Consider the following 24,451-nt stretch of genomic DNA (forward strand, 5'->3'; position numbering starts at 1 on the left):
TCAGTAGTTTCGACATTTACGAACAAGTTTAATTACTTGATTAGAAATTTAGAAAAATTTAAATTAAATACATCAGGTTTAAAAGAAGAAATGAACCATTTAAAATCAATGTTTAAAAGCACAATTAACCAATCCAAATATGAATAAATTTAAAAAATAAGGGCCGTAAGGTTAATTTAAAAATATATTGCTATTTAATTTTTTTCAAAATATATAGATTGACAAAAAAATAATAGCAAAGTGTCACACTTTGCTAATTTTCCTGATTACTGGTTTAAATTTTTAGGTCTTAAAAAATAAATTTGATATCATAAGTTTAATAAGAATTTTTAACTATAAAAAATATTGCAATTTGATTAAGAATTAACACTTATATTACTTTTATAAATTTAATTAAAACTTCTTTAGCAATGATTGTCCTGTCATTTCCTTTGGTTTCTGAATATTTAAATATTCAAGAATTGTGGGTGCAACATCACAAAGCGCCCCATTTTTTAATTCAATATTTTTATCAGTTGAAACAAATAAAACCGGACTTGTTGTATGTTTTGTTGCAGGTTTATTATTTTCATCCTCAGTTATTTCGGCATTTCCATGATCAGCAGTTATGAATCATGTTACTTTATCACGATTAGCTATCACGAATTTAAGAATTCGTTCAAATTGTTCATCTAGAAACTCAATTGCTTTTATTGTTGCTTGTAAATTTCCAGTATGACCCACCATATCTGGATTAGCATAATTCATGATAACAAAGTCATAATCATTAATTTTTTCAAGCAATTCGTCAGTTATTTCTTTAGCTGACATATGAGGATAATCAGCAAAGCTTTCAGCTTTGATACTATTTACTAAAATTCTATCTTCATTTTTATAAATAACTTCTTTTCCGCCATCCATAAAGAAGGTCACATGCGCATATTTTTGAGTCTCTGCTAATCTTAATTGTTTTAGATTATTGGTGGCTAACACTTCTCCAAGCGGGTTATCTACTTGCATTTCTTTAAATGCGACTAAGGAATTAATACCCTCATATTTCATTAAAGAAGCAAAGAGATTTGGTTTTGTTTTGTTTTTAGGTTTATATTCATATAGTTTGCTATCTAAAATTAGATGACTAAGTTGTCTAGCACGATCTGGTCTAAAATTAAAGAAAAAAACATTATCATTTTCTTTTAAAAATAAGCCATTTTGGTTTTGTGCAGGGTAGAAAAACTCATCATAAATTCCTTGATTATATTGTTCGTTTATATACTTATTAATATCTTTATACTTGATGGGCGATTTGCCAAGAATCGCTTCAAGTGCCAATTCATTTCTTTCGAATATTTGGTCACGGTCCATAGCATAAAAGCGCCCCGAAATGCTTGAAATCGGATAATTGAAATCTTCTGATAATTTTTTAAGTATTATCAATGAATCATTAATTGATTGTGGCTTAACATCTCGACCATCACCAAAAATATGAATTGAAACTTTTTTAAGTCCCTTGTGGTTGGCAAGTTTTATAATTTCAAATAAATGGTTATCTAATGAATGTACACCGCCATTACTTAGCAAGCCCATTAAATGCAAAGTGGTATTGTTTGCTATTGAATTATCAATTAATTTATTTATTACCTCGTTTTTTTCAAAATCACCAGTCTCTATTGCTCTATTAATCAATGATAAACCAGTATATACAATTCTTCCTGCCCCGATGTTTAGATGGCCGACTTCTGAATTCCCAATTTGGCCTTTTGGAAGGCCTACATATTCTCCGGATGCTTGCAAAACAGAATTAGGACACATTGCAAACAAATAATCAAATATTGGATGATAAGCCTGTGCAAAAGCATTTCCTTGTCTTTCATTTCTAAGACCCAAACCATCAATTACTGTTAATATTACTTTTTTTTGATTTTCCATACATTACCTCTATATATAATAATAAAAATATATTTTTACTTATATAAATTTTATAATAAAACAAATGATGCTAAATCATTTCGATTGATTGAGGTGTTAAATTATAAAATATCTTAAAAAGATTGAGATTTGACCTTTTTTGGTCCATTTTTTCCTCTAATTATGTAAACTAAAGGCAAATGTAATATAATAAAAAATGTGTATCTATTGTGGACACACAAATCTTTATTTTTTAAACTTTATCAAAAGGTAAAAAATTTTATTAAATGATAAATTAATAAACTAAATTTAAGGATAAGTATATATATGACTCCAAAAACAAAAAAAGCCCTAATTATTAGTGGTATTGTAGGCGGTATTGTTTTAGTACCTACAGTAGTTACAATAATTCCATATGGCGCTCAAATTTCATGATTTAAAAGAGAAACTCAAAAGAATCAAAGATATGAGAAAGAATATGTAGAAGCTAAGAAAGCAGCTGTTGAAGATGAAGCAAATAAGGCTTTAAAAGCTAAAATCGATGCTAAGGATGCTCAAATTGCAGACTTAACACAAAAAAGCCAAAAAGCTGATGAAACAACTAAAGCAAAATTAGAACAAGAAATTAGAAATGCTGAAGCAGAACGTGCTCAACTTGACGATCAATATCAAGAAAATATTGAATCTAAAATTTTACCTATATTAGCAAAAATTGCTGAAGAAGGTGATTTGAGATACTATGAAGGTACCTTAAAAAATACAGCCGAATATGTAGTATTGTCATACAAAAAATTTCAAAGAGATTTAGCAAAACTTGCTTCTAGAGATGATTTAGATATAAATTATCCAAGCAAGGAAAATGCTCAAGAAATTATTAAGTTCTATCAAGATTGAATTAATACATTTTCGAAAATTAATTCAAGAAACCTAAACACTGCCTCAACAGCATGAGTAAGCGGATTAAAATATGAATGAGAAATAGCTAAAACAGTTTATGCATCAGAAAGCCGTTTACTTGGTGTTTGATTAGAATGAGGTCTATCTTCAGCATATCCTATCAATGCTTTTTATGACACAATTAGTTCAATTGATGAAGAGAGAGCTCCAAAGGTTCAAAAGAATCTTAAAGAAGGAATTGAATCTGATGTTGTTTTATCAAAAGTGGTTATCAAAAATAATGTAAGATCAATTTTATCTAATTTTTACCAAGAGCAATTGGCAGAATTTTTAAAAGGATCTGACGAGGAAATAAAAGTTACTGACCTTATTGCAAAAAATACAGAATTAGCTAAATCAAGCCCAAGATTAGTGGAATTCCACAAATTCTATGCTGATGAATATTATAAGGCTTCTAAATCAGGTTTGGGTGAAAATCTAGCTGAATTAAAACTATATAAAACAAATAAAATCGGTGAAAAAGAAAATCACGTTGAAGTATTTGTTGGCAATGATGTTAAAACAGTTTATGGTGTTGGTTTAACTGAAAAAGACCTAAATGCTAAGAATGTTGGTTTAAATTCTATCGTAGGGAAACCAGGTGTAACAAATGGAGATAAGGTTTATAGTGGTATCTTAAAATTCTCTACTACTACAGATGATACAGCCCAAGATGTGTTTAATTCAGGTTATGAAACAACGACAACAGCTGCTAAAAATATGAAATTGACAGCCGCTGCAGTTGCTAAATTAATTACTGGAAAAGACAAAGGTGTATGAGCTCCAACAATTAAGTATGATGCTGATGGTCTTGGACCAAATCCAGTTGAAGAAGTTAAATTAAACATTAGAGATGCTAATGGTGAAATCAATATTTCTGATTTCTACAAGTGATTAAACCAAGAACAATTCTTCTTTGGTCGTGAAGATGCTTCATATTACACAGAAGCTAAAAAACAAGATTTAGCAAATGATCCTAAATTACAGGATGCAAGACAAAATCTAACCAGATTAGGATATGACTTCTTAAAGACAAATCACAACCAATATGGTTCAATTACAAATGAACAATTCTACTATGGAGCACTAGAAGCATTCAAGGGTTACCATGAATTTAGAGATACTACAATTGATCATGGATATTCATATTTCCCTAAGAGTGTTCCAAGATACGGAATCACTTCATATGAATATAGAAGACGTGCCGAAGAAGGTGTTGGTGCATATAATGGTAATGCACAAGTTGAAAAAGATGGATTTGGTGCATTTACATTTAATGTTGATCCATACTATAGCTTACCAAAATGATCAGTAACTTCTTTTGCTAACCACGAAAGTGTTATGGGACACCACAACCAAATCTATTACGCTAAAAAGTTTTTAAAAACTATTGATGGATTAACTGTTGGAAATATCTTTGATTACACTTCATATGCAGAAGGTTGAGCTTTATTTATGGAATGATTTGGAATTGAATCAGGACTATACGGAACTCCTGACTTTGACAGCGAAGACTATTACGCTTTCCCAGTAAGTTTTAAACATTCAAATGGAATTACAAGCTTTGTTTCTTCAGCAATATCGCAAGATGAATCAGCTGTAACTGCTGCAGAAATTAAAGGAATGAAGGAATTACATGGTGGTGTATATTGAAGTTTAGTTGCATCAGAAGGCAAAAATAACTCAAGCGATGAAGAACACACTCTAAGAGCTGTTGAATTAGCTAATATGTTACAATATTTTGGTGCTTTAAATGAAGCTCAATTACGTAACATGAGACGTGCTGTTGACCCTGCATACCATGGAAGAATTGAAGGAAAAGAAGATTTACCTGCCGGTGCATCAATTCAAGATGTTAGAAACTTCCTACATGCTAACTCAGCATTAGGAATTGGTGATATTACATCAGAATCAAAACGTTATCTAAACCTACCCGGACAAGCAACATCATATAATGCTGGTAAAGAAGCTATGTTGAAGTTATATGACAGAGTACGTCAATCAAAGGGACTTTCAAGAAAAGATTTTGTTACTGTCGAAGATAAGGCAAACATTAAAGAACTATTAAATCTAATGTTAGAAACAGGTGGATTACCTCTTGAAACTTTAAAGGAAATTGTAGAATTACATTACAAACTATAAGTGATTTAGTTATTCTTTTTTAAAAACATCTAGCTAGTCTAGATGTTTTTAATTTTCCTTTCTTGTAGTGAAACTAAAACTCTGTATAGTATCAAAGATAAATATTTTTATGCTTTTTCATTTAAAATTAAGGTACCTGCAATTTTTGGCAGGAACTACTAAACATTGGATTTATATTTTTAAATTAGACATATAATAAAAGGATTTTAAATAATATATATGACTCAAAAAACAAAAAAAGCATTAATAATAACTTCGGTTGTTGGTACCTTAGTTGCAGCTCCTGTGATTTTTACTGTAATCCCTTTTGCTGCTCAAAATGCTTTATTTAGAAAAACAATTAATGAAAACAAGAAACTAGAAAGCGAATTAACAAATGCTGAGGCAAAGGCAGTTGAGGCAAATGTTGATACAAAAAATAATATCGAGGAAAAGAATACCAAACTAAAAGATTTAAACACAAAGTATAATGAATTGGATGATAAAAAGAGTGAACAAGCCACAAAAATTGCTAAAGAAATCAAAACCCTTGCTAGCGAAATTAGAAATCTTGAGTTAGAATACAAAGTAAACATTGATAATGCAATATTGCCTTATTTAGCTAAAATCGCTCAACATGGTGATGCTAAGTATTATGATAATAATTACAAACATACAGCCAGATATATTGTTCTTTCATATGATAAGTTTCAGAGAGAATTAGATGATTTGGCGGCAAATATTGACATATTCTATCCTGAAAAAGAAGATGTTGACAAGATTGTTAAATACTATCAAAAATGAATTGATTTATTTTCAAAAATTAACTCTAATAATCTCAATGTAACTACAACAGCCTGAGCAAGTGGATTGAAATATGATTGGGAAATCGCACAAACCGTCTATGCTTCACAAGGGCGACTAGCAGGTGCATTTTATGAAGGTGGACCAACATCAGCTTACCCAGTTAATTCATTTTATAAAACTATTTTAAGAATAACTGGCGATAGAGCTGAAAAGATGCAAAGAAACTTAAACGAAGGAATGCAAGCTAATATTGTTTTATCAAAAGTTGTTATTAAAAACAATGTTAATATCATTTTATCAAGACATTATTCAAAGGAATTGCTAGAGTTTGCAAAAGGAACACAAGAATCAAAGTCTGTTATTGAGATAATTGATTCTAATAAAACTCTTGATGAAAAAACTAAGGCATTCCATAAATTTTATGCAACTGAATATTACAAAGCATCAACTACTGGCTTAGGCGAAAATTTAGAAGAGCTTAAGGTGTTTAAATCAAATGCAGTTAACGAATTAGAAAATACTATTGAAATTTTTGATAATTCAAGTAAAAAAGTTGTTTCAATTTACGGGCTTGGTTTAACTGAAAAAGATCTTGATGCTAAAAATGTTGGTTTATCAAGTATTCCTGGTGATGAGAAAAATACAACTGGTAAAAAGATATATGATGGTATTTTAAAATTTGCTACAACTTCAAATGATTCTGCACAGGACGTATTTAATTCGGGTTATGAAACAACAAAGACGGCTGTTAAGAACATGGAATTAACTGCAAAAGCAGTTGCCAGATTAATTACCGGAAATGAGAACGAGCCATGAACCCCAACTATTAAGTATGATTCTGATGGTGTTGGCCCACAAGAGGTTAAGGATGTTGTACTTGAAATAAGAGATGCAAATGGGAATATTAATTTGCCTGAGTTTTATAAATGATTAAACCAAGAACAGTTCTTTTTTGGTCGCGAAAATTCCTCATATTACACGCAAGAAAAGAAGAATGAATTAGAAAAAGACCCAAAATTACAAGATGCTATTAAAAATTTAAAGACTTTAGGTTATGAATTCTTAAAAGGTCAAAATTCTAAATATGGTTCAATTACAAATGACCAGTTTTATTACGGAGCTTTAGAAGCTTTTAAAGGTTATAATCAATTTAGAGACACTACTATTAACGAAGGATATTCTTATTTCCCTAAACAAGTGCCGAGATATGGAATTACTACATATGAATATTCAACTCGTTTAAGTTCAGGTGTCGGTGCATATAACGGAAGAGCTAAGGTTGAAAAAGACGGATTTGGTGCATTTACATTTAATGCGGACCCTTATTTTGGCTTACCAAAATGGTCAGTAACTTCATTTGCTAATCACGAAAGCGTCATGGGACATCACAATCAAATATACTATGCGCAAAAATTTCTAAAAACTGTTGATGGGCTAACGATAGGAGACATTTTTAACTATACTTCATACAAGGAAGGTTGAGCTTTATTTATGGAATGATTTGGAATCGAGGCAGGTTTATATGGAACGCCTGACTTTGAAAATGAAGATTATTACGCTCTACCTGTTAGCTTCAAATCAGCAAAAGGAATTACAAGTTTTGTTAAAGCGACAAGACCACAATATGTAACTAACGAAGAAATTAAAGGAATGAAGGAACTACATGGTGGCGTGTATTGAAATTTAGTTGTTTCAAAAAACAAAATCGATGATGATAAATTGCATACTTTGAAAGCTGTTGAATTAGCTAATATGTTGCAATATTTTGGTGCTTTAAATGAAGCTCAATTGCGTAACATGAGACGTGCTGTTGATACTGCATATCATGGAGATATTAAAGGTACTGATGATTTACCAGCTGGCGCTTCAATTAATGACATAAGAAAATTCCTACATGCTAACTCAGCATTAGGAATTGGTGATATTACATCAGAATCAAAACGTTATTTAAATCTACCCGGACAAGCAACATCGTATAATTCAGGTAAAGAAGCAATGTTGAAACTATATGACAGAGTTCGTAAGTCAAAAGGCCTTTCAAGGGAAGAATTTGTATCAAATAAGGAAAACATTAAGGAATTTTTGAATTTATTATTAGAGACCGGTGCATTACCTCTTGAAACCTTGAAAGAAATTGTCGAATTACATTACAATTTATAATTTTATCTGCAAAATTAAAACTAGCCTTTTTGGCTGGTTTTTTTATTAATTCTCAATCAAATCGCAACACTTTTATAGTTTATAAAAATGTTTATTAAACTTATGATATCAAATTTATTTTTAAGACTTAAAAAATAAACCAGTAATCAGGAAAAACTGGTAGTGTAGTAAATTTTGTGTAAATTTATCTCCTACTTACTTTTTGAGTAAGAGATTTGAGAATTGCAATATAGTAAAATGATTGAGAATTTACATAATGGATATTTTTTTAAAAAAAATGAATATAAAAAAAATTAGTATATAATTATATCCATAGCAACCATAACGAAGGGGCCCACCTGATTCCATTCCGAACTCAGCAGTTAAGACCTTCCGTGCCGAAAATACCATAAGGGAAGATAGGTCGTTGCTTTTTTTATTTCCTTTTTTACTTTAAGCATTGTAGGTAACTAAAAACTGATATTTATAAATTTATGAAATAATAATCTTCATGTTTTAAAAAAATATAAAAAAGTTATAACTAATTACTTTGGTAATTTCATTCTATTTACTATATAATATAGTTAATGATTGATTATATAAAATGTTATTTCCACATTTTAATGTAATAAAAAAGTCCTTAAAATAAGATAGATTTGAATATTTGCAATACAAATCAATCAGTTAACATGTAAATTTTAATTTAATTCGAGACTAATTTTAATTCTTAAAATAATAAATTTTTTTATAAAAAAGTTAATATTTTTCAAATTTTGGAATTAGTTATTTTTAAATAAATTTAAACATAAAATAAATGAGGTGTTTTTATGAGGTTATTTAATTTATTGTTGAGTGTGTTTTCGAGCGTTTTAATTCCAACAACCCCTGCCGTAATTAGTCGTCAGAGTGAGGATGTTCAAAATAAACAAGAGATTTTAGAAGCAAAAGATAGAACCACTGATATTCTTGATAATTCAATAATTCATAAGCCAACATCTGATGAAATTGAGAATTTGGCCGATTTAAAAATTTTTTATTCAGCAATGACTTTAAAAACACAATATAACTTGTTGCATGCCTATAAAGTTTTGAAGAAATTGCTCAAAATTAATGATTCTGATGAAATTGATGAATTACCATATAAGAAATATAATGATGAATTAAATCTCGTTCCAGATAATAAACTTAACAACCAATTTTCAGAATATAATATCGCATTTTTGTCGTCATCTTGAAAAGAATTTATTCGTTTATTTAAACAAGCTTCGTTTAATTACGAAATTTTTCTTAACGAAGAAATAAAAAAACAAAATATTAATACTGATTCAAAGGCAAAGGAGGAGCCTCAAAAACTTAGTATTTTTAACCAATTAGATTCCAAATATGATGATGTGTATTTTATTAGAGTTGTTATTGCTGAATTTGAGGCCCTTGAATTGTTAAAAAATAATAAAGAAAATGCGAAAATTGATACTAAAATAATAGACTTATTAAAAGTAGAAGATGGAACAAATCCATCTTCTCCACAGTATGTCAATACCTTAAAAAAAATTATTCCAATTATTGCCGAAATAAGAAACATCGCTGGAGAAAGTATAGCTAATAAGTTTTCAAAAGAAGTGGATAAGGAATTAATTAACGACAAGATTAGACTTGAAGCGTTAACAGCTGCCGTTAGAGCAAAAGGCTCAGATGAATATGAAAAAGATATTAAACAGCGAGCATTAAATGTTACAAAAAATACCCCAATGGAAGAATTAATTAAACTTAGAGATGATGCTGAAAAAGTGTATGATACATTAAAAAGTAAAGCAGAAGAATCATTCCAAAAACTAAAAGAAAAAATGAGATTTCGCGGGCAAATAGATAATGCATGAAACGTTAAAGTTTTACAAAAAGTATATGGCGAGATTGTTAAACAGCAAATTAGTGAGTTTAGAAAAGACATAGAAGCAGTTGTGAAAAAAACTTTTGGCTCAGATATGCATGACGATTTTAAAAAGCGTTTATCAAATCAAAATTTAACTTTGGAACAATTGACTGTTATTTTTGAAGAAGCCAATAATGAATTTATTAATGAAAAAGAAAATGCTACTAAAATAGTAAATTCTATTCTTGATGAAAAAGCCAGAAGAGAAAATATTGAAAAAATAGAAAAATCAAACAATATTGCAGAATTGAAAAAAATTGCAGTGGAAGCTAAGGAAATTAGGGCAAACGAGGATTTGCTAAACGCAAGAAAAAATGCTAAAGAGGCAGTTGATAAAACAGTTGGTTCATCAAAGCATGATGAATATCAAATGAGATTAAAAGCATCACAAGAGGAAATAGATAAACTTTTAGAATTAATAAAAGAAGCAAATCTTGAATATACTACTAAAAAAACAGAAGTTAACAAGATTCTGGAAAGCCTTGATGATAAAAAAGATTTTGTTGAAAAATTTAATAATGCTAACAATATAGAAAAGTTAGATGAATTGCAAAAGATTTTATTGGTTGAAAAGCAAGAACAGGATTTGGTTAATTTAACTAAAAGAGCACAAAAAGCAGTTGACCAACTTGAAGGTTCTAGTCAATATGATGAATTTAAAAAAATGCTCGCTAATGCTATAGGCGATATGGCCAAACTTCTTACCGTCGCCGAGAAAGCAGAAGTCATTTATAATGCTGAAAAGCAAAAAGTATTAGATATATATAATAAATTATTGGATAAAAAGGATTACCAAGCAAGAATTGACAGCGCAAAAAACATTGAAGCGCTAAAGATTTTATTAAAAGAAATAACCCAAGAAAAAAAGTCGCAGGATAATGCTAAGATAAAAAAAGATGCTGTGGATGCTGTTAATAAGTTAGAAGGTTCTGATATAAAATCTCAATTTGATAAAGAATTAAAAGAAGGCCTTGATGATCCTAAAAAATTAAGTAATATTATTGAAAGAGCTAATAAAGAATTTAGCAAAGAGTTTGAAACAATTAATAAAGAATTAGATAAATTAAGTGACTCAAATGTAAAGAAAAAAGAGCTAGAAAAATTAGCTAAAAAAGCTAAAAACATAAAAGAATTAAGAAGCATAAAATTACAAATTCAAAAGGCCATTCTTGAGCAAGAAAACAACAAGAAGGATGATCCAAAAAAAGATAATTCTAAAATGAATCAACCAAAAGAAGAAGAAAAAACCCCTAGTATTCCTAAAAAACCTGATATTTCTAAAAAAGATAGTAAATCTAAGGTTAATGTAGCCGCAATTGCAACCCCACTTGTGGTAATACCAACGTTGGCAGGAGCAAGCGTTGGCACTTGATATATGGTTAAACGCCATAGAAAGAATAAAAAAATGTAATTTTAATATATATTAAAATATAGCAAGCATACTTAAATAAAAAGATAAAACCTTAGTCATTGCGAAAAGATAATATATAATTGCGCAATAATATTTAAAAAAATAATTTTTATAAAACTAGCTATACGGCTGGTTTTTAATATTATTTTGTTTCTAGTAAGTAGAGAAATAGTTTTGAATAATTAGATAAAGTAAGGATATTATGCAAAGCTTTAAAAAACTAGAATAATATTAATTAAGCTAATTGTTAAAATAATGAAACATAGTTAGAACAAGAAACTTGCGGATTTTCATAAATAAGATATTTGGTTATTTATGAAATACAATTAAAAATATTATAGATATATTTTTTAATATTCTTTATTGATTATCTTGTTAAAACAATAGCAAAAAAATAGAAATATTTTGTATCCAAACCCTTATGATTTAAAAATTATGCAAGATGATTTGATATATTGATTGGGAATATAAATTAAGTTACTTTTTTGCGGTAATAAACTTTTATAAGTAAAAACCATATCTAGATATAATGAATTTTATTTTTACAATAAAATTAATTTTTATTATAAAATAATGTGCAAACATGTTTTGCAATTTCTAATTAAAAAACAAGTTTATCGATATAAAAATAATAATTTTAAAAAAATATTAAAAAATATTATAAAAAAATTTTTTTAATATATAATTATATTTACAGCAACCATAACGAAGGGGCCCACCTGATTCCATTCCGAACTCAGCAGTTAAGACCTTCCGTGCCGAAAATACCATAAGGGAAGATAGGTCGTTGCTTTTTTTATTTTATTTTTTTAAAAAATAGAAAGTAAAATTATATTATATGGTTAATAGAGAATTCGAGACCGAGGGAATAGTTCTAGAAATAATAAATCATGGTGATAATGATGCTATCATCCAAGCCTTGACACAATCGGGTGTTTGTTATTTTTTTGCCAAAGGAATACAAAATGTCGAATCCAAAAATAGAAGAAATTTATTATTATTAGGATTGTCAAATTTTGAATTAATAAGATCGAAATTTATTGGTAACATGCCTAGACTAAAAAGAGCAACACTAGTTTCGTTTTTTCCATTGCAAGAAACCTTACAAGATATATTTAATAAAGTTCATTACTTTTTAAAGCGAGCAGGTAAGCAAAACAATAATTTTTTATATGCTAGATATAGGGTTTTTTTAGAAAATGTCGAAAAAAAACCAAACCATAGTTTTATTTATATCTTATTAGCTTTTTTAGATATGTTTGGTTATAGGCAAAATTTAAGCTCATGTGTAGAGTGTGGAGATAAAGAACATATTGTAGATTTTGAATTTTATAAGGGAGGTTTTTTATGCCGAAACCACTCACAAAAAAGTAAGGATATAAATTTATTAAGAGGTTTGTATTGGATTGAAGCTGATTTTGAATATTTTAAGAGTAATATTGATGAAATTGATGTTATACAAATAATAAATATGGTTATTTCTTTTATGAAAACGATGATATAAAAACCCCTATTCTTCAAGGGGTTTTTCAACTTTTTTAGGTTTTTCTTTTTTAATTTGTTTATTTTTTTTATTTGCTGAGTTTTTTCTTATTATTTTTTTGGTTTTGAATTTTTGTTTTCAGTCTCAACTTGGCTTGATTTTTTAGTATTATTTTCTTTCTGCATCTTTTGTTTATTAATTTCAACTTGATCAACAAGAAGAATAGTAGGAATAATAACAACATTTCTTCTTTTGCTTTTATAAAAGAAAGGGTCAAGTCTATCGATAATTAATTGTTTAATTCTAGGTATCGTTCAATCTTTTTCGTTTTTAATTGTGTATAAAACCGCCCCGTGTACAAGTCTTTTTGCGTCTTCTACTAATTGCAATGAGTTTTTAACAAAAAATGCTCCTCTTGATACGATTCTTGGCTTTCCAAGAATTATATTTTTTTCTTTATTAATAGCCATTATTACATGGACAAAACCATTTTGTCCCAATTCCATTCTTTCTTTCATGATTTGTGAATTTGTTTTTGATAGAATGTTTCCATCTATAAATACAGGACCAAAATATACTTTTTCATTTGATAAAGAAATCATATGGTTTTGTAAATAATAAACGTCCCCCAACTTAGCAATAATAATGTTATTTGGTTTGATTCCTGATTCAATTGCTGTATAGCCATGAACCACACTCATTCTAAATTCACCATGATATGGCATGAAATATTTTGGTTTTGTTAATTCAAATATCTTTCGATGTTCATCACGGTATGCATGACCTGAGGTGTGTAAGTAGCCATCAACACCATTTTCTCTTATAATTGCCCCTAGTTTATATAACCTATTAACTAATAACTCACATTTAGATCTATTTCCTGGTATTGGACTAGATGAAAAAATTATTGTGTCCTTAGGTTTGATTGATATATTTGGGTGTTTATCATATGACATCTTGGCTAGTCCCGCCATTTCTTCGCCTTGGGAACCGGTTGTCAAAATTAGTAATTCATTGTCATTATATTTTGAAAGACTTTTTTTATCTATAAAGACTTCATCAGGCGCATTTATATAACCTAATCTTCTACCGATATCAATGTTATCGATCATTGATCTACCAAAAGCAATAACTTTTTTGCCTAATGAAGCACCGAGCTCAATGATTGCTTTTATTCTTGTAAGATTTGATGCAAATGCCGTAATGATGATTTTCTTCTCAGCTTCTAACATATATTTTTTTATGTCTTTTAATATATCGCTTTCTGATGGAGAATGGTTAGGGCGCATGGCGTTAGTTGAATCCGAAAATAAGACATCTAGCCCTTCTTCGCCAATCTTTTTTAGTTTTGAGAAATCGGTTAAATTACCAATAGGTCGATAATCGAATCTAAAATCACCAGTCATCATTAATGATCCATTTGGAGTTTTGATTCTAACACCAAATGCGTCAGGAATTGAATGTTGAGCAGTTCATCAATCAACACTACAATCACCAAAATCAGCCACAAGATCTCGGTTTATTTCAATAAACTGGACATTTACCTTAATTTTCATATCAGAAAACTTAAGTTTTAGATATTGAATAGCAATTCTTGGGGCATAAATTCTTTTTACATTTACTTGTTGAACCAAATATGGAACACCACCGATATGGTCTTCATGCCCGTGTGTTATGAAAAGTCCTTCAATTCTATCCTGGTTTTCAGCTAAATAAGTAAAATCTGGAATTGAACCGTTAATCCCGGTAACAAAACTATCGCAAAATTTAATTCCGGTATCAATAATAAAAATATGTTGGTCATATTCAATTATTAGTGTGCTTTTTCCAATTTCTTGCATTCCGCCTAAACCAAATATTTTTGTTGGTTTCATATTTTAACCCTCCAGATGAAATTATCTTGTGTACTTTATAAAAAAAGGAATTATTAAATAATACTTTATATAATTATATACATTATTAATATTTTTTAAAAATGGAGTAAAAAAAATGAAAAGTGAAGCAAAAATAAGTATAAGTTCATTTATTTTTAAGATTCTTGTTTTTATAGGTCTTATTATTTCTGGATACTTTATTTACGCATCCGTGTCTAATTTTCTTGGTTCTGTTAATAACAAATTTGAGAGTTCGGATGTTAACCAGGCCTATAAAGGAATAAATGATTTTCTCAATGATATTATTAATCTACTCAAAGAAAATTTAAAATGATTTATTATTCTAGGTTTTTCCTTATTGGGTGCTATCTTAACTTGAATATTAGATGTTATTGTTCTTTCATTTGCTCCATGAAAAACTAATAAATTTGGGAAGACTATTTTGTTTTTATCAACAATTTTTCCTCTTTTTCCTATTTTTTGAATTATATCAATTATAGGGAATTTAGCAATTATAGCCAATAAGAATTCATATAAAAAGAGAGTAAAACAAAATGAATAAAAAAGAATTTGAAGAAAAAAAGAAATATGTAAAAAATGCATTCAAAGATGCTAAAAATGTTGTTAAGCGGGGAAATATGATAATGCTAGCCATAGGGTTATTATTAGGTACCTCGTTTGGTGCTGTAATATCTTCGCTAGCTAAGGATGTTATTCTTGCAGCTATTACCTCTGTTTTTAATGTTAACGAGGTAAAGGACATTAAAATCGGCAATATTCTTATTGGTCAATTTCTTGCGGCACTTATTCAGTTTCTTATTGTTACAGTGGTTATATTTGTAAGCTTATTTTTAGTATATTTGATTAGGAATATCATTCAGTATCACAAAGCAAAAAAATTACCAATAGTTGAAGAAGTTGAGGAGCCAAAACCATTAACTACAGAGGAACTAATTTTAGAAGAACTTAAAAAGATTAATGTTGAGCTTGCAAAAAATAAGAAGAGTGATGAAGAGAAATTAGTGCAAGAATAAAACCTAAGAATTGAATTGCGATTTACTGATTTATAAAGTATAAGCTTAATAGCTTATATTTTTTGTTCTTTTTAAATTTCATTTATTTTTTACTTTAGGCTAAATAAAGCTATAACTATTTAAAAAAATAAAAAAATTGCTATAATTTTAGCGTGTTTTATATAACCAAAAAACACTTAAAAACTATAAAAAGTCTATCTAAAAATATTAAATATATAACCAAATAAACATAGGAGATTTTATAATATGCCAATGAATTTAAAAGGTCGTAGTTTAGATACAGCTCTAAACTTCACAACCGATGAAATCAATTACCTTTTAGATCTTTCTTGAGAATTAAAGAAAGCTAAAATGCAAGGGCTACATACTAACAATCGTCCTTTAACAGGAAAAAACATTGTTATTATGTTCCAAAAAGACTCAACAAGAACACGTTGTGCATTCGAAGTTGCTGCCGCTGATTTAGGGGCAAGCTGTACATACATTGGACCTACAGGATCTAATTTTGGTAAAAAAGAATCAGTTGAAGATACAGCTATGGTTTTAGGCCAAATGTATGATGGTATTGAATTCCGTGGTTTTAAACAAACAGATGTTGAAGCACTTGCTAAATATTCAGGTGTTCCAGTTTGAAATGGTTTAACCGATGCTGAACACCCAACACAAATGTTAGCTGACTACTTAACATTTAAGGAATTCGTAGGTGATCTAAGAGGAAAGAAAATTGTTTTCGCAGGTGACATTAAAAACAATGTTGCTCGTTCATTAATGATTGGTGCTGCATTCTTTGGTGTTCATATTGTTTTATGTGGTCCTAAATCACAATGAGAAATTGTTAAAAGTGGGCCAAACCATAAAGATGTTTATGAAGCTGTTCAAAAGCTTTTTGAACGTAACGGCGGATCAGTTTCATTTTCAGATAACAAGATTGAGGCTGCTATGAATGCTGATGCTATTTATACAGACGTTTGAGTATCATTAGGTGAACCATTTGAACTATTTGAATCACGTATTCAAGAACTTGGTGCATTTCAAGTTGATATGGCTATGATGAAAGCAGCAAAAGAAAGTGTTATTTTCTTGCACTGTTTACCTGCATTCCATGATGATAAAACTTTATTCTCATCAGAAATCAAAGAAAAACTTGGACAAAAATACCCAGTTGTTGCAACCGGAGCTATGGAAGTTACTGACGAAGTATTCCAATCAAAATACAATAAATCAATTCAACAAGCTGGAAACCGTATGCACACAATTAAGGCTGTTATTCTAGCTACAATAGGATATTAATTATGAGTAGAATCGTTATTGCCTTAGGTGGGAATGCGTTAGGAAATAATCCTGCAGAACAAAAAGAATTAGTTAAAATTCCTGCGAAAAAAATTGCTGAATTAGTTAAGGCCGGCCATGAAGTTATTGTTGGCCACGGAAATGGGCCACAAGTTGGCATGATTTTCAATGGTTTTGTTAGTGCTGCATCAGTTAATCCTAAATCACCATTAGTTCCTTTACCAGAAGCTGGCGCTATGTCACAAGGATACATTGGATACCATATGGTTAATGCAATTACCAATGCATTTAAGGAAGAAGGATTAGAAGAAAAAGAAGTGCTATATCTATTGACTCAAACTTTAGTAGATCCAATGGATCCTGCATTCAAAAATCCTACAAAACCTATTGGTCCTTTCTTTATGACAAGAGAAGAAGCAGAAATGGCTAATCCTAATAGTGTTATTGTTGAAGATGCTGGACGTGGTTTTAGAAAGGTTGTCGCTTCGCCAAAACCAATTAACTTTGTTGGTATTAACCAAATGAAGAACGCTATTGAAGCTGGAGCTACTGTTATCGTTGGTGGTGGTGGTGGTATCCCTACTGTTAAGGATGAAAATGGTTTTATCAATGGAGTTGATGGAGTTATTGACAAGGATTTTGCTTTAGCAAAAATGGCTGCCTTAACAAATGCAGATTACTTCATTGTTTTAACTGCAGTTGACTACGTTAAAGTAAACTACGGAAAACCAGAACAAAAAGATCTAAAACACGCAACAAAAGCTGATCTTGAAAAATACATCGAAGAAAAACAATTTGCTCCTGGAAGTATGTTACCAAAGGTGCAAGCTGCTATTAAGTTTGTTGAAGAAGGCGGAAAGGCTGCATTCATCGGAGATTTAAAAGATTTAGAAGACATTATTGCCGAAAAAATTGGTACAAAAGTTACTTTAAATTAATTTTAAATTTATATATAAAAAAGTTGGGACGCAATCCCAACTATTTTATTTTGTTATTTTTTTGATTGTACAATTCATACAAACAAATGGCGGTAGCAGCAGAAACATTTAATGACTGAACAGAATCAAAATCTTGTTGTATATAAATTACTTCATCTGCGTGTTTTAGTAATGTTTTTGATACTCCGCTTTCTTCATTACCCATAATTAAGGCAACAGGAAAGCTAAAACTTGTATTTGATATTGTTTTGGCTTTTTTATCTAGTGCTGTTGCATATATTCAAAAACCATTATTTTTTAAGTTTTCAATAACCTCAAACAAGCTAGCAACCTTGATGATTTTGATATTTTTAAATCCGCCGGACGAGGTTTTCAAAACAGCCGGAGTTATGTCTACACTTCTGTTTTTAGGTATGATAATATGTCTTATTCCAAAAACATTAGCTGAACGAATTATTGCTCCGAAGTTTTGTGGATCTTGTATATGATCTAAAATTAAAATTGTCTCAGCCTTATCCTTATAAATTGAACCAAGATCATGATAATTAAAACTTTCAATTTCTGCAATGTAACCTTGATGATTACCATTGATTATCTTATTCATTTCACTTGCTGGTAGATAGGTTATATTTTTGGCTTTAATTTTATTATTTTGTAATCCCTTTAATAGAAATATCTTTTTAATAGGAAAATCATTTTCGATAGCTTCAAGGACTGAATTTTTTCCATATATAAAGTTCTTCATTATATTAATTTCTTATCCTTTAATATTTTTCTTAGATTATCGGCCTGTATATATTTTTTTTCATCTAATAATTTTTGTCATTGATTATAAAGAGCGAGGTCTTTGCTACTGATTTTTTTATTTGTAAAACTAAAACCAAGAATTTTCATTATTTCTAGGAATGTATTAAAGTTTTCTTCTATTTTTGAAAGTTGTATTATTTCCTTATTTGCTTGCGCAAAATTCAATTTTGCGCACAATTTAATTATTTCATCAACTTTATTTTTATTAATTTTATAAGTATTGTTTTTTAATTGGACAGTATTATTAATGACAATAAACTTATTTATAAGTTTCTGCAATGAATCAAATAATTCATCGCTAACATTTATCGGCTTAGCATAATTGGTACTTAATATCATTAGCTTATAAGTATCCGGATGGTATTTTTTTAAAAAATCATGGGGAAAAATAAGATTTCCTATTGACTTAGACATTTTTTGATTCTTATAGTTTAGTGTTCCAAAATGAATTCAGTTGTGTGAAAGAGGCTTATTGTATATTGAATAATGTTGAATATTTTCATTTTCATGGTGCGGAAAAATTAGATCAATACCTCCACCATGGATATCAATAGTTTCGCCTTTGAAATATTTTGATATGAAACAACTACATTCAGTATGTCAGCCAGGACGTCCCGGGCCAAAAGGGCTTTCAAATTTTATACCAATATTAGTTTCCTTTCATAAAGCAAAGTCTTGCTTATTTTTTTTATTTAATTCATTATTATCATCATCTGATATTAAATTTTCAATTTTTTGTTTGCTAACAGAACCATAGAATTCCTTAAATTTTAAGACATCAAAAAAAACGTTGCCGCCTACTTTATATGCTGCTTTTTTATCTATCATTTTTTGTATATATTCATACATATCATTTAATGAATCAGTAACTCTAACTATTTTATTTGGCATTTCAAGATTAAACAATTTGAATAAATCAAGATAATATTCTTCATATTTTCTTGCTATTTCTAGTTCGCTTTTGTTTTCATCTATAGCCTTTTTAATAATTTTGTCATCTATATCAGTTATATTATTAAGATAAAATATTTCTTCTCCTAGAAATCTTTGGGCTCTTATAAGGATATCAAATGTAACACATGGTCTTATATTTCCAATATGAGGATAGTTATAAACTGTTGGACCACATAAATAATATTTTTTCATGAAAACATTATATATGATATATCCTTAAAATAAACAATTTATTATATAATAATAAATTATGGAAATTATGGAATCGGCAAAAGAAATTATTATATGTTCAATTAAAGAAGCATTGAACAAATTAAAGATAAATAAACCTGTAGTATTAACGGAGGCTAAAAACTACGGAGATTATTCTACCAATATTGCACTAACATTGCAAAAAGAATTAGGCAAAAAGGCAATTGAAATTGCCCAAGAGATTGTTAAAAATATTGATTTAAATAAATTTAGTCAAATTAGTGAAATTAAAATAGCAGAGCCTGGATTTATTAATTTTTGAGTATCTAATTCAGTTTTTGCAGATACAGTTAATTTAATCAATAAACTTGGAAAAAATTTTGGAAGTCTTTCTAAGGAAGGAAAAGGAAAGATTAATGTAGAATTTGTATCTGCAAACCCTACTGGCTATCTACATATTGGTCATGCTAGAAATGCCGCAATTGGGGCTACACTATGCAACATTTTAGAAAAAGCCGGACACCAAGTTATTAGGGAATATTTGGTAAATGATTATGGTAACCAAATGAATAAATTAGCAGTATCAATTTATTCAAGATATCAACAAATATTTAATCCTTCATATGAACTACCAGAAGATGCTTATCGCGGTGGTGATGTTGTAGAATTTGCACAAGCATTTTATGAAATGCATAACGAAGAATATAAGGGTGTAGAATATACACCTGAAATCGAATTATTATTTAGAGATTTTGGTAGAACATTTGCTCTAAAAAATATTGAAGAAGATCTAAAGAAATTTGGTGTGTGATTTGATATATATACTTCAGAAAAAGCGCAATATGAAAATGATTTGGTTTGACCTGCTATAAGAAGATTAAAAACCACCTACGTAAAAGATGGGGCAACATGATTAAAAACCACAAGTGGTGGCAAAGATGATAAGGATAGAGTTATTATTAAAAGAAACGGTGATTCAACCTATCTTTGTGCAGATATTGCTTATCATGAACAAAAATTTAGACAACTTGAAGACTCAGAAAAAGGAATTATTATTGATGTTTGAGGAGCGGATCACTCTGGTTATGTTGAACGTGTCAAGTTTGCGTTTGAAGATCTAGGATACCGTAGAGATCAATTAGAAATTATCTTATTCCAATTAATAAGAGTTATGAAAGACGGCAAAGAAATTAAAATGTCTAAACGTCTGGGAACGTCTTTAACATTAAGAGAATTAATGAATGAAGTTGGCAAGGATGCAATTAGATTTTTCTTGATCGAAAGATCATACAATTCAAAAATTGATTTTGATATTAAAAAAGTTACAAGTACAGATGAATCCAATTCGATGTATATTATTAAATATGCTCATGCTCGTTGTGCTCAATTATTGCAAAAATTTAATTATGTTAACCCTATAGCAACCAATCTAACTGATGAATTTTCACAAAAATTAGTAGCTCAATTGAAGGAATACCCAGACTTAATTAGTACAATGGCTAAAACATACAAGGTTAATTTATTGCCACCATATTTACTAAAATTGGCTAGAGCATTTAATTCATTTTATTCAAATGTTAAGGTTATTGGATCTCAAAACGAGGAAAGCTATGTGGCTTTAGTTAAAGCTATTAAAATAGTTTTATTTGATGCGATGAAGTTAATGGATTTAGAAACTCCTGAAAAAATGTAGTTTTTGTTCTAAAATATAATTAGTTAACACCACTTGATTGGTGTTTTTTATTGCTTCTAGAGGCCAAAAGAATAAATAAAAAATGGCGGGTAAGAGAGGATTTGAACCTCCGCGGGTGCTTTATACACCCCTACAGTCTTAGCAGGACCGCCTCTTCGACCACTTGAGTACTTACCCATGCCTATTTTAAGCATTGTTAATTATATACTAATATAAGTTAATTTATGTGAAATAATAAGGAAGACAAGTAAATATTTATTATTTTATTCTTTTTGGAGGATAAATTTCCTTAATATTATCTGACCATATTCCTAATTTTTGGTTTCTTGCTTCTTTTTCATTATTCTTTAATCAAAAATAAAAGTTTTCATTTTTTGTGTAATATTTGCTTCTTTTATCAAGAGAAATATAAGAAACTTTGCTAAAGCCGTTTTTTATGAGTTCTTTATTGATGCAAATTATTGAACCGTCGTTTTTATAAACTAAAATTATTGCGACAATTCGACCATAAGCATCAAAGAATTTCTTATTTTCATCCTTATTTTGGTCACTAATTGTTGTTTGGGGAATTACTCAAATTTTTTTTGCTTCAAGAAGATTTCTTGTTGTAAAGTTTTTTGCAATCTTACCATATTTAAATTGTAACCCAACTGTTGGTTCAAATTTTTGCCCTACTTTTTTCCATGTTTCTGGTGTATCGATACCAGAAAACCTGAATCTAAAAGTTTTATTATTTTTTATGTTTTTTAATTCAGCAGTATCACCATCATTTATCTTAAAAGCAGATACTTCGGTGGCATTGTTTTCTCTAAAATCATTAGATAGAAGGTATTCTTTGTTATTAACATAAATAGATTTACTAGTTAGGTATATTTCTTTGTCTTTGCTATCTTCTGCACTTATATCTTTTTTATCTTGGCTATTCTCGTTGCTATCTATTTTGGAATCGTTATTAAAAATTTCATCAAGGTCACCATTATTTATTTTATTATCATTAATTTGGAAATCTTTAAATAAGAATTTTAATAACGATATTTCTTGTTCGCTTCATTGTGAAAGTTTTTTTGTATAAGTTTTTCTTATTTTTTTAGCTAAAATAATGAATTTTTTAATTATTGAGTCAAAGACTTCTGTATCAATAACCTTCTTAAAGGAAAGCAAAGATCTAATTTTTAAAAACGTTGTAGTTATTTGGCTGTTTTCTTTCTTATTTAATAGGCTATGCTTATTGAAGATAGAAATTCAAATTTCATTTATTACTTTTAATTTATTCGCTAATTTATCAATATTTATTGGTAATGCTTGATTATTTATGGGGAATTTTTTTATGTCTTCTAGAATAATTATTAGTTGCTTTAAAAAGGTTTGATCTTTTTTTCTTGAATAGCTTTTTGAATCCTCGTTTGTAATGTCTGCAATCTCATTACATAACTTTAAATCTATGACATTTTTACTAATTGTATTTTTATATTCGGTTATTTTTCTTAATAGTTTCTGTGTATCATTATTTTTTTCTATTGTGCATTGAACTAGCATATAGCTAACTATCGGAAGGCTAGGAGCTATTAGACTTGATAATAAAAATCTTTTTATATTTTTTTTCATTAGTATTTGGTTAATATCTCCAATGCTTTATTGTAAATAGCCATATTACTATTTTTATAAAGTTTTCTCGGATTATAGTTTTTGTTTTCCATTATATTATTGTTTTTAAGAAAGTGTTCAAGTGCCTTTGCATTCTCTATTTGCAATTCGGTATTTATATTAATTTTTGCAATACCATTTTGAATGCATTTTTTGATATCTGCATCACTAATTCCCGAACCACCATGTAAGACAAGCGGCATTTGAAGAGCTTGATTTAGTTGATTTAGTAATTCGAAGTTTATACCTTTTCAATTTTTTGGATATTCACCATGAATATTGCCAATACCAATAGCAAGCATATCAATACCCACACTTTTAAACTCAATCGCTTCTTCAATTTTTGTATATACAATGTCACTGACGATGCCATCCTCCGTTCCTCCTATTCTTCCAATTTCACACTCAAGTGAAATATTTTTTTTTTGGCATATTTTATAAAGTTTTTTTGTTATATTGAGATTTTCAAGAAATGGTAATTTACTTCCGTCAAACATTATAGATGAAAAATTTGCATCGATTGCTTTAATACAATCGTTATATGTTCCGTGATCTAAATGAAGACAAACGGGAATTGTTATTTTTAAATCCTGTATTAAAGAATTCACGACACTATAGCAAACATTGTAACCGCCAAAATATTCAGCAGCAGATGAACTCACCCCCAAAATAATCGGCTTATTTGCATTGTTAGCAGCAAGCAAAACTTGCTTAGCTCATTCTAAATTGTTAATATTAATATGGAACACAACATCTTTGTTTTTATATGCTTTTTTTAATAATTCTTTTGCATTAACTATCATAAACAAAATAAAAAACCAAACAAAATAAGTTTAGTTTTTATAGTCAGGTCTAATTGTTGTTCATGTTCCATCGGCATTGTGAAAGAATCTTCCATCTACAGTTAGTAAACGGTATAATTCCCCGCGTTTTTTTAGTAAAATTTCTTCATCAGTACTAGTATCAACACTTTCACTTCTTCATCTTTCTAATAGAATTTTTTGTATTGAATTAAATAAATTATAGAAATCTAAATTTTGTTTTTCATTTAGAATTTCTTCAGTAATATCAAGTAATGTTTTATATTCTTTTTCTTCTGTCATATAACCTCTTTATTTACGATAAGTATATATTTTACCTTGTATTAAATATATTATAATTATAAATACTTATTATTTAAATTTATTAGGAATTTTAAAAATATGAAATGTTAAAAAAACTCTATTTTTTCAACTAATAATAAGGTCTAAAAACTTAAAAATTCCGGCATTGTCAAGTCTCAAATCTCTTATTTTATTTTATTATTTTTTA

At 28.8% G+C, this 24,451-nt stretch carries 16 protein-coding genes, 1 tRNA gene and 2 rRNA genes; 11 read left to right on the forward strand and 8 right to left on the reverse strand.

What is annotated here, in order from left to right; translation table 4 throughout:
- Positions 1-393 precede the first annotated feature (393 nt).
- Positions 394-1,908: a 2,3-bisphosphoglycerate-independent phosphoglycerate mutase gene (gene gpmI / locus ACWXVJ_RS02635; RefSeq protein ID WP_455966456.1), complete on the reverse strand. Its 1,515-nt coding sequence runs from the start codon at positions 1,906-1,908 to the stop codon at positions 394-396.
- A gap of 306 nt (positions 1,909-2,214) precedes the next feature.
- On the opposite strand from gpmI, the gene ACWXVJ_RS02640 reads away from it, so the two are divergent.
- The 6 genes from ACWXVJ_RS02640 to recO all read left to right on the forward strand — a co-directional run bounded on the left by ACWXVJ_RS02640 (position 2,215) and on the right by recO (position 12,735).
- Entirely contained in the window at positions 2,215-4,965 is a 2,751-nt protein-coding gene (locus ACWXVJ_RS02640; protein ID WP_455966457.1) for a DUF885 family protein, read from the forward strand.
- Positions 4,966-5,184: 219 nt separating this feature from the next.
- Positions 5,185-7,911, forward strand: coding sequence for a DUF885 family protein (locus ACWXVJ_RS02645; protein ID WP_455966458.1), 2,727 nt, complete (start codon positions 5,185-5,187; stop codon positions 7,909-7,911).
- A 311-nt stretch (positions 7,912-8,222) separates the two neighbouring features.
- A 5S ribosomal RNA gene (rrf, locus tag ACWXVJ_RS02650) occupies positions 8,223-8,326 on the forward strand.
- A 391-nt stretch (positions 8,327-8,717) separates the two neighbouring features.
- Entirely contained in the window at positions 8,718-11,231 is a 2,514-nt protein-coding gene (locus ACWXVJ_RS02655; protein ID WP_455966459.1) for a hypothetical protein, read from the forward strand.
- 692 nt (positions 11,232-11,923) lie between these two features.
- Positions 11,924-12,027: ribosomal RNA gene (rrf, locus tag ACWXVJ_RS02660) — 5S ribosomal RNA — on the forward strand.
- Positions 12,028-12,069: 42 nt separating this feature from the next.
- Positions 12,070-12,735, forward strand: a complete 666-nt coding sequence (gene recO, locus ACWXVJ_RS02665) for a DNA repair protein RecO (protein ID WP_455966460.1) — start codon at positions 12,070-12,072, stop codon at positions 12,733-12,735.
- 89 nt (positions 12,736-12,824) lie between these two features.
- On the opposite strand, the gene ACWXVJ_RS02670 is transcribed toward recO, so the two are convergent.
- Positions 12,825-14,588, reverse strand: a complete 1,764-nt coding sequence (locus ACWXVJ_RS02670) for a ribonuclease J (RefSeq protein ID WP_455966461.1) — start codon at positions 14,586-14,588, stop codon at positions 12,825-12,827.
- A 115-nt stretch (positions 14,589-14,703) separates the two neighbouring features.
- Between ACWXVJ_RS02670 and ACWXVJ_RS02675 the strand changes: the two genes are divergently transcribed.
- The 4 genes from ACWXVJ_RS02675 to arcC all read left to right on the forward strand — a co-directional run bounded on the left by ACWXVJ_RS02675 (position 14,704) and on the right by arcC (position 17,850).
- Positions 14,704-15,150: a hypothetical protein gene (locus ACWXVJ_RS02675; RefSeq protein WP_455966462.1), complete on the forward strand. Its 447-nt coding sequence runs from the start codon at positions 14,704-14,706 to the stop codon at positions 15,148-15,150.
- The gene (locus tag ACWXVJ_RS02680; RefSeq protein ID WP_444704993.1) at positions 15,143-15,622 is read left to right on the forward strand and encodes a large conductance mechanosensitive channel protein MscL; all 480 of its coding nucleotides are present in this window, start codon (positions 15,143-15,145) and stop codon (positions 15,620-15,622) included. Before ACWXVJ_RS02675 ends, ACWXVJ_RS02680 begins: the two co-directional genes overlap by 8 nt.
- Positions 15,623-15,868: 246 nt before the next feature.
- Positions 15,869-16,912, forward strand: a complete 1,044-nt coding sequence (gene argF / locus ACWXVJ_RS02685; protein ID WP_455966463.1) for an ornithine carbamoyltransferase — start codon at positions 15,869-15,871, stop codon at positions 16,910-16,912.
- A gap of 2 nt (positions 16,913-16,914) precedes the next feature.
- On the forward strand, positions 16,915-17,850 hold the full coding sequence (gene arcC, locus ACWXVJ_RS02690; protein WP_438340621.1) for a carbamate kinase: 936 nt from the start codon (positions 16,915-16,917) through the stop codon (positions 17,848-17,850).
- Between the two features lie 40 nt (positions 17,851-17,890).
- Here the strand turns inward: arcC and rlmB are convergent, their stop codons facing one another.
- Positions 17,891-18,595 (reverse strand): 23S rRNA (guanosine(2251)-2'-O)-methyltransferase RlmB, encoded by a 705-nt coding sequence (gene rlmB / locus ACWXVJ_RS02695; RefSeq protein WP_455966464.1) that lies wholly within the window; start codon positions 18,593-18,595, stop codon positions 17,891-17,893.
- Complete coding sequence (locus ACWXVJ_RS02700) at positions 18,595-19,803, reverse strand: class I tRNA ligase family protein (RefSeq protein ID WP_438340623.1); 1,209 nt, start codon at positions 19,801-19,803, stop codon at positions 18,595-18,597. The genes rlmB and ACWXVJ_RS02700 overlap by 1 nt, the downstream gene beginning before the upstream one ends.
- Positions 19,804-19,861: 58 nt before the next feature.
- On the opposite strand from ACWXVJ_RS02700, the gene argS reads away from it, so the two are divergent.
- The gene (argS, locus tag ACWXVJ_RS02705) at positions 19,862-21,496 is read left to right on the forward strand and encodes an arginine--tRNA ligase (RefSeq protein ID WP_455966465.1); all 1,635 of its coding nucleotides are present in this window, start codon (positions 19,862-19,864) and stop codon (positions 21,494-21,496) included.
- A gap of 83 nt (positions 21,497-21,579) precedes the next feature.
- On the opposite strand, the gene ACWXVJ_RS02710 is transcribed toward argS, so the two are convergent.
- The 4 genes from ACWXVJ_RS02710 to rpoE all read right to left on the reverse strand — a co-directional run bounded on the left by ACWXVJ_RS02710 (position 21,580) and on the right by rpoE (position 24,243).
- A tRNA-Ser gene (locus tag ACWXVJ_RS02710) sits at positions 21,580-21,673 on the reverse strand.
- 81 nt (positions 21,674-21,754) lie between these two features.
- Positions 21,755-23,101, reverse strand: coding sequence for a thermonuclease family protein (locus ACWXVJ_RS02715; protein ID WP_455966466.1), 1,347 nt, complete (start codon positions 23,099-23,101; stop codon positions 21,755-21,757).
- Positions 23,101-23,943, reverse strand: coding sequence for a class II fructose-bisphosphate aldolase (locus ACWXVJ_RS02720; protein ID WP_455966467.1), 843 nt, complete (start codon positions 23,941-23,943; stop codon positions 23,101-23,103). The genes ACWXVJ_RS02715 and ACWXVJ_RS02720 overlap by 1 nt, the downstream gene beginning before the upstream one ends.
- Positions 23,944-23,973: 30 nt before the next feature.
- Positions 23,974-24,243 (reverse strand): DNA-directed RNA polymerase subunit delta, encoded by a 270-nt coding sequence (gene rpoE / locus ACWXVJ_RS02725; protein ID WP_455966468.1) that lies wholly within the window; start codon positions 24,241-24,243, stop codon positions 23,974-23,976.
- Positions 24,244-24,451: the final 208 nt, after the last annotated feature.

The organism is Mycoplasma sp. 773 (assembly GCF_053851515.1).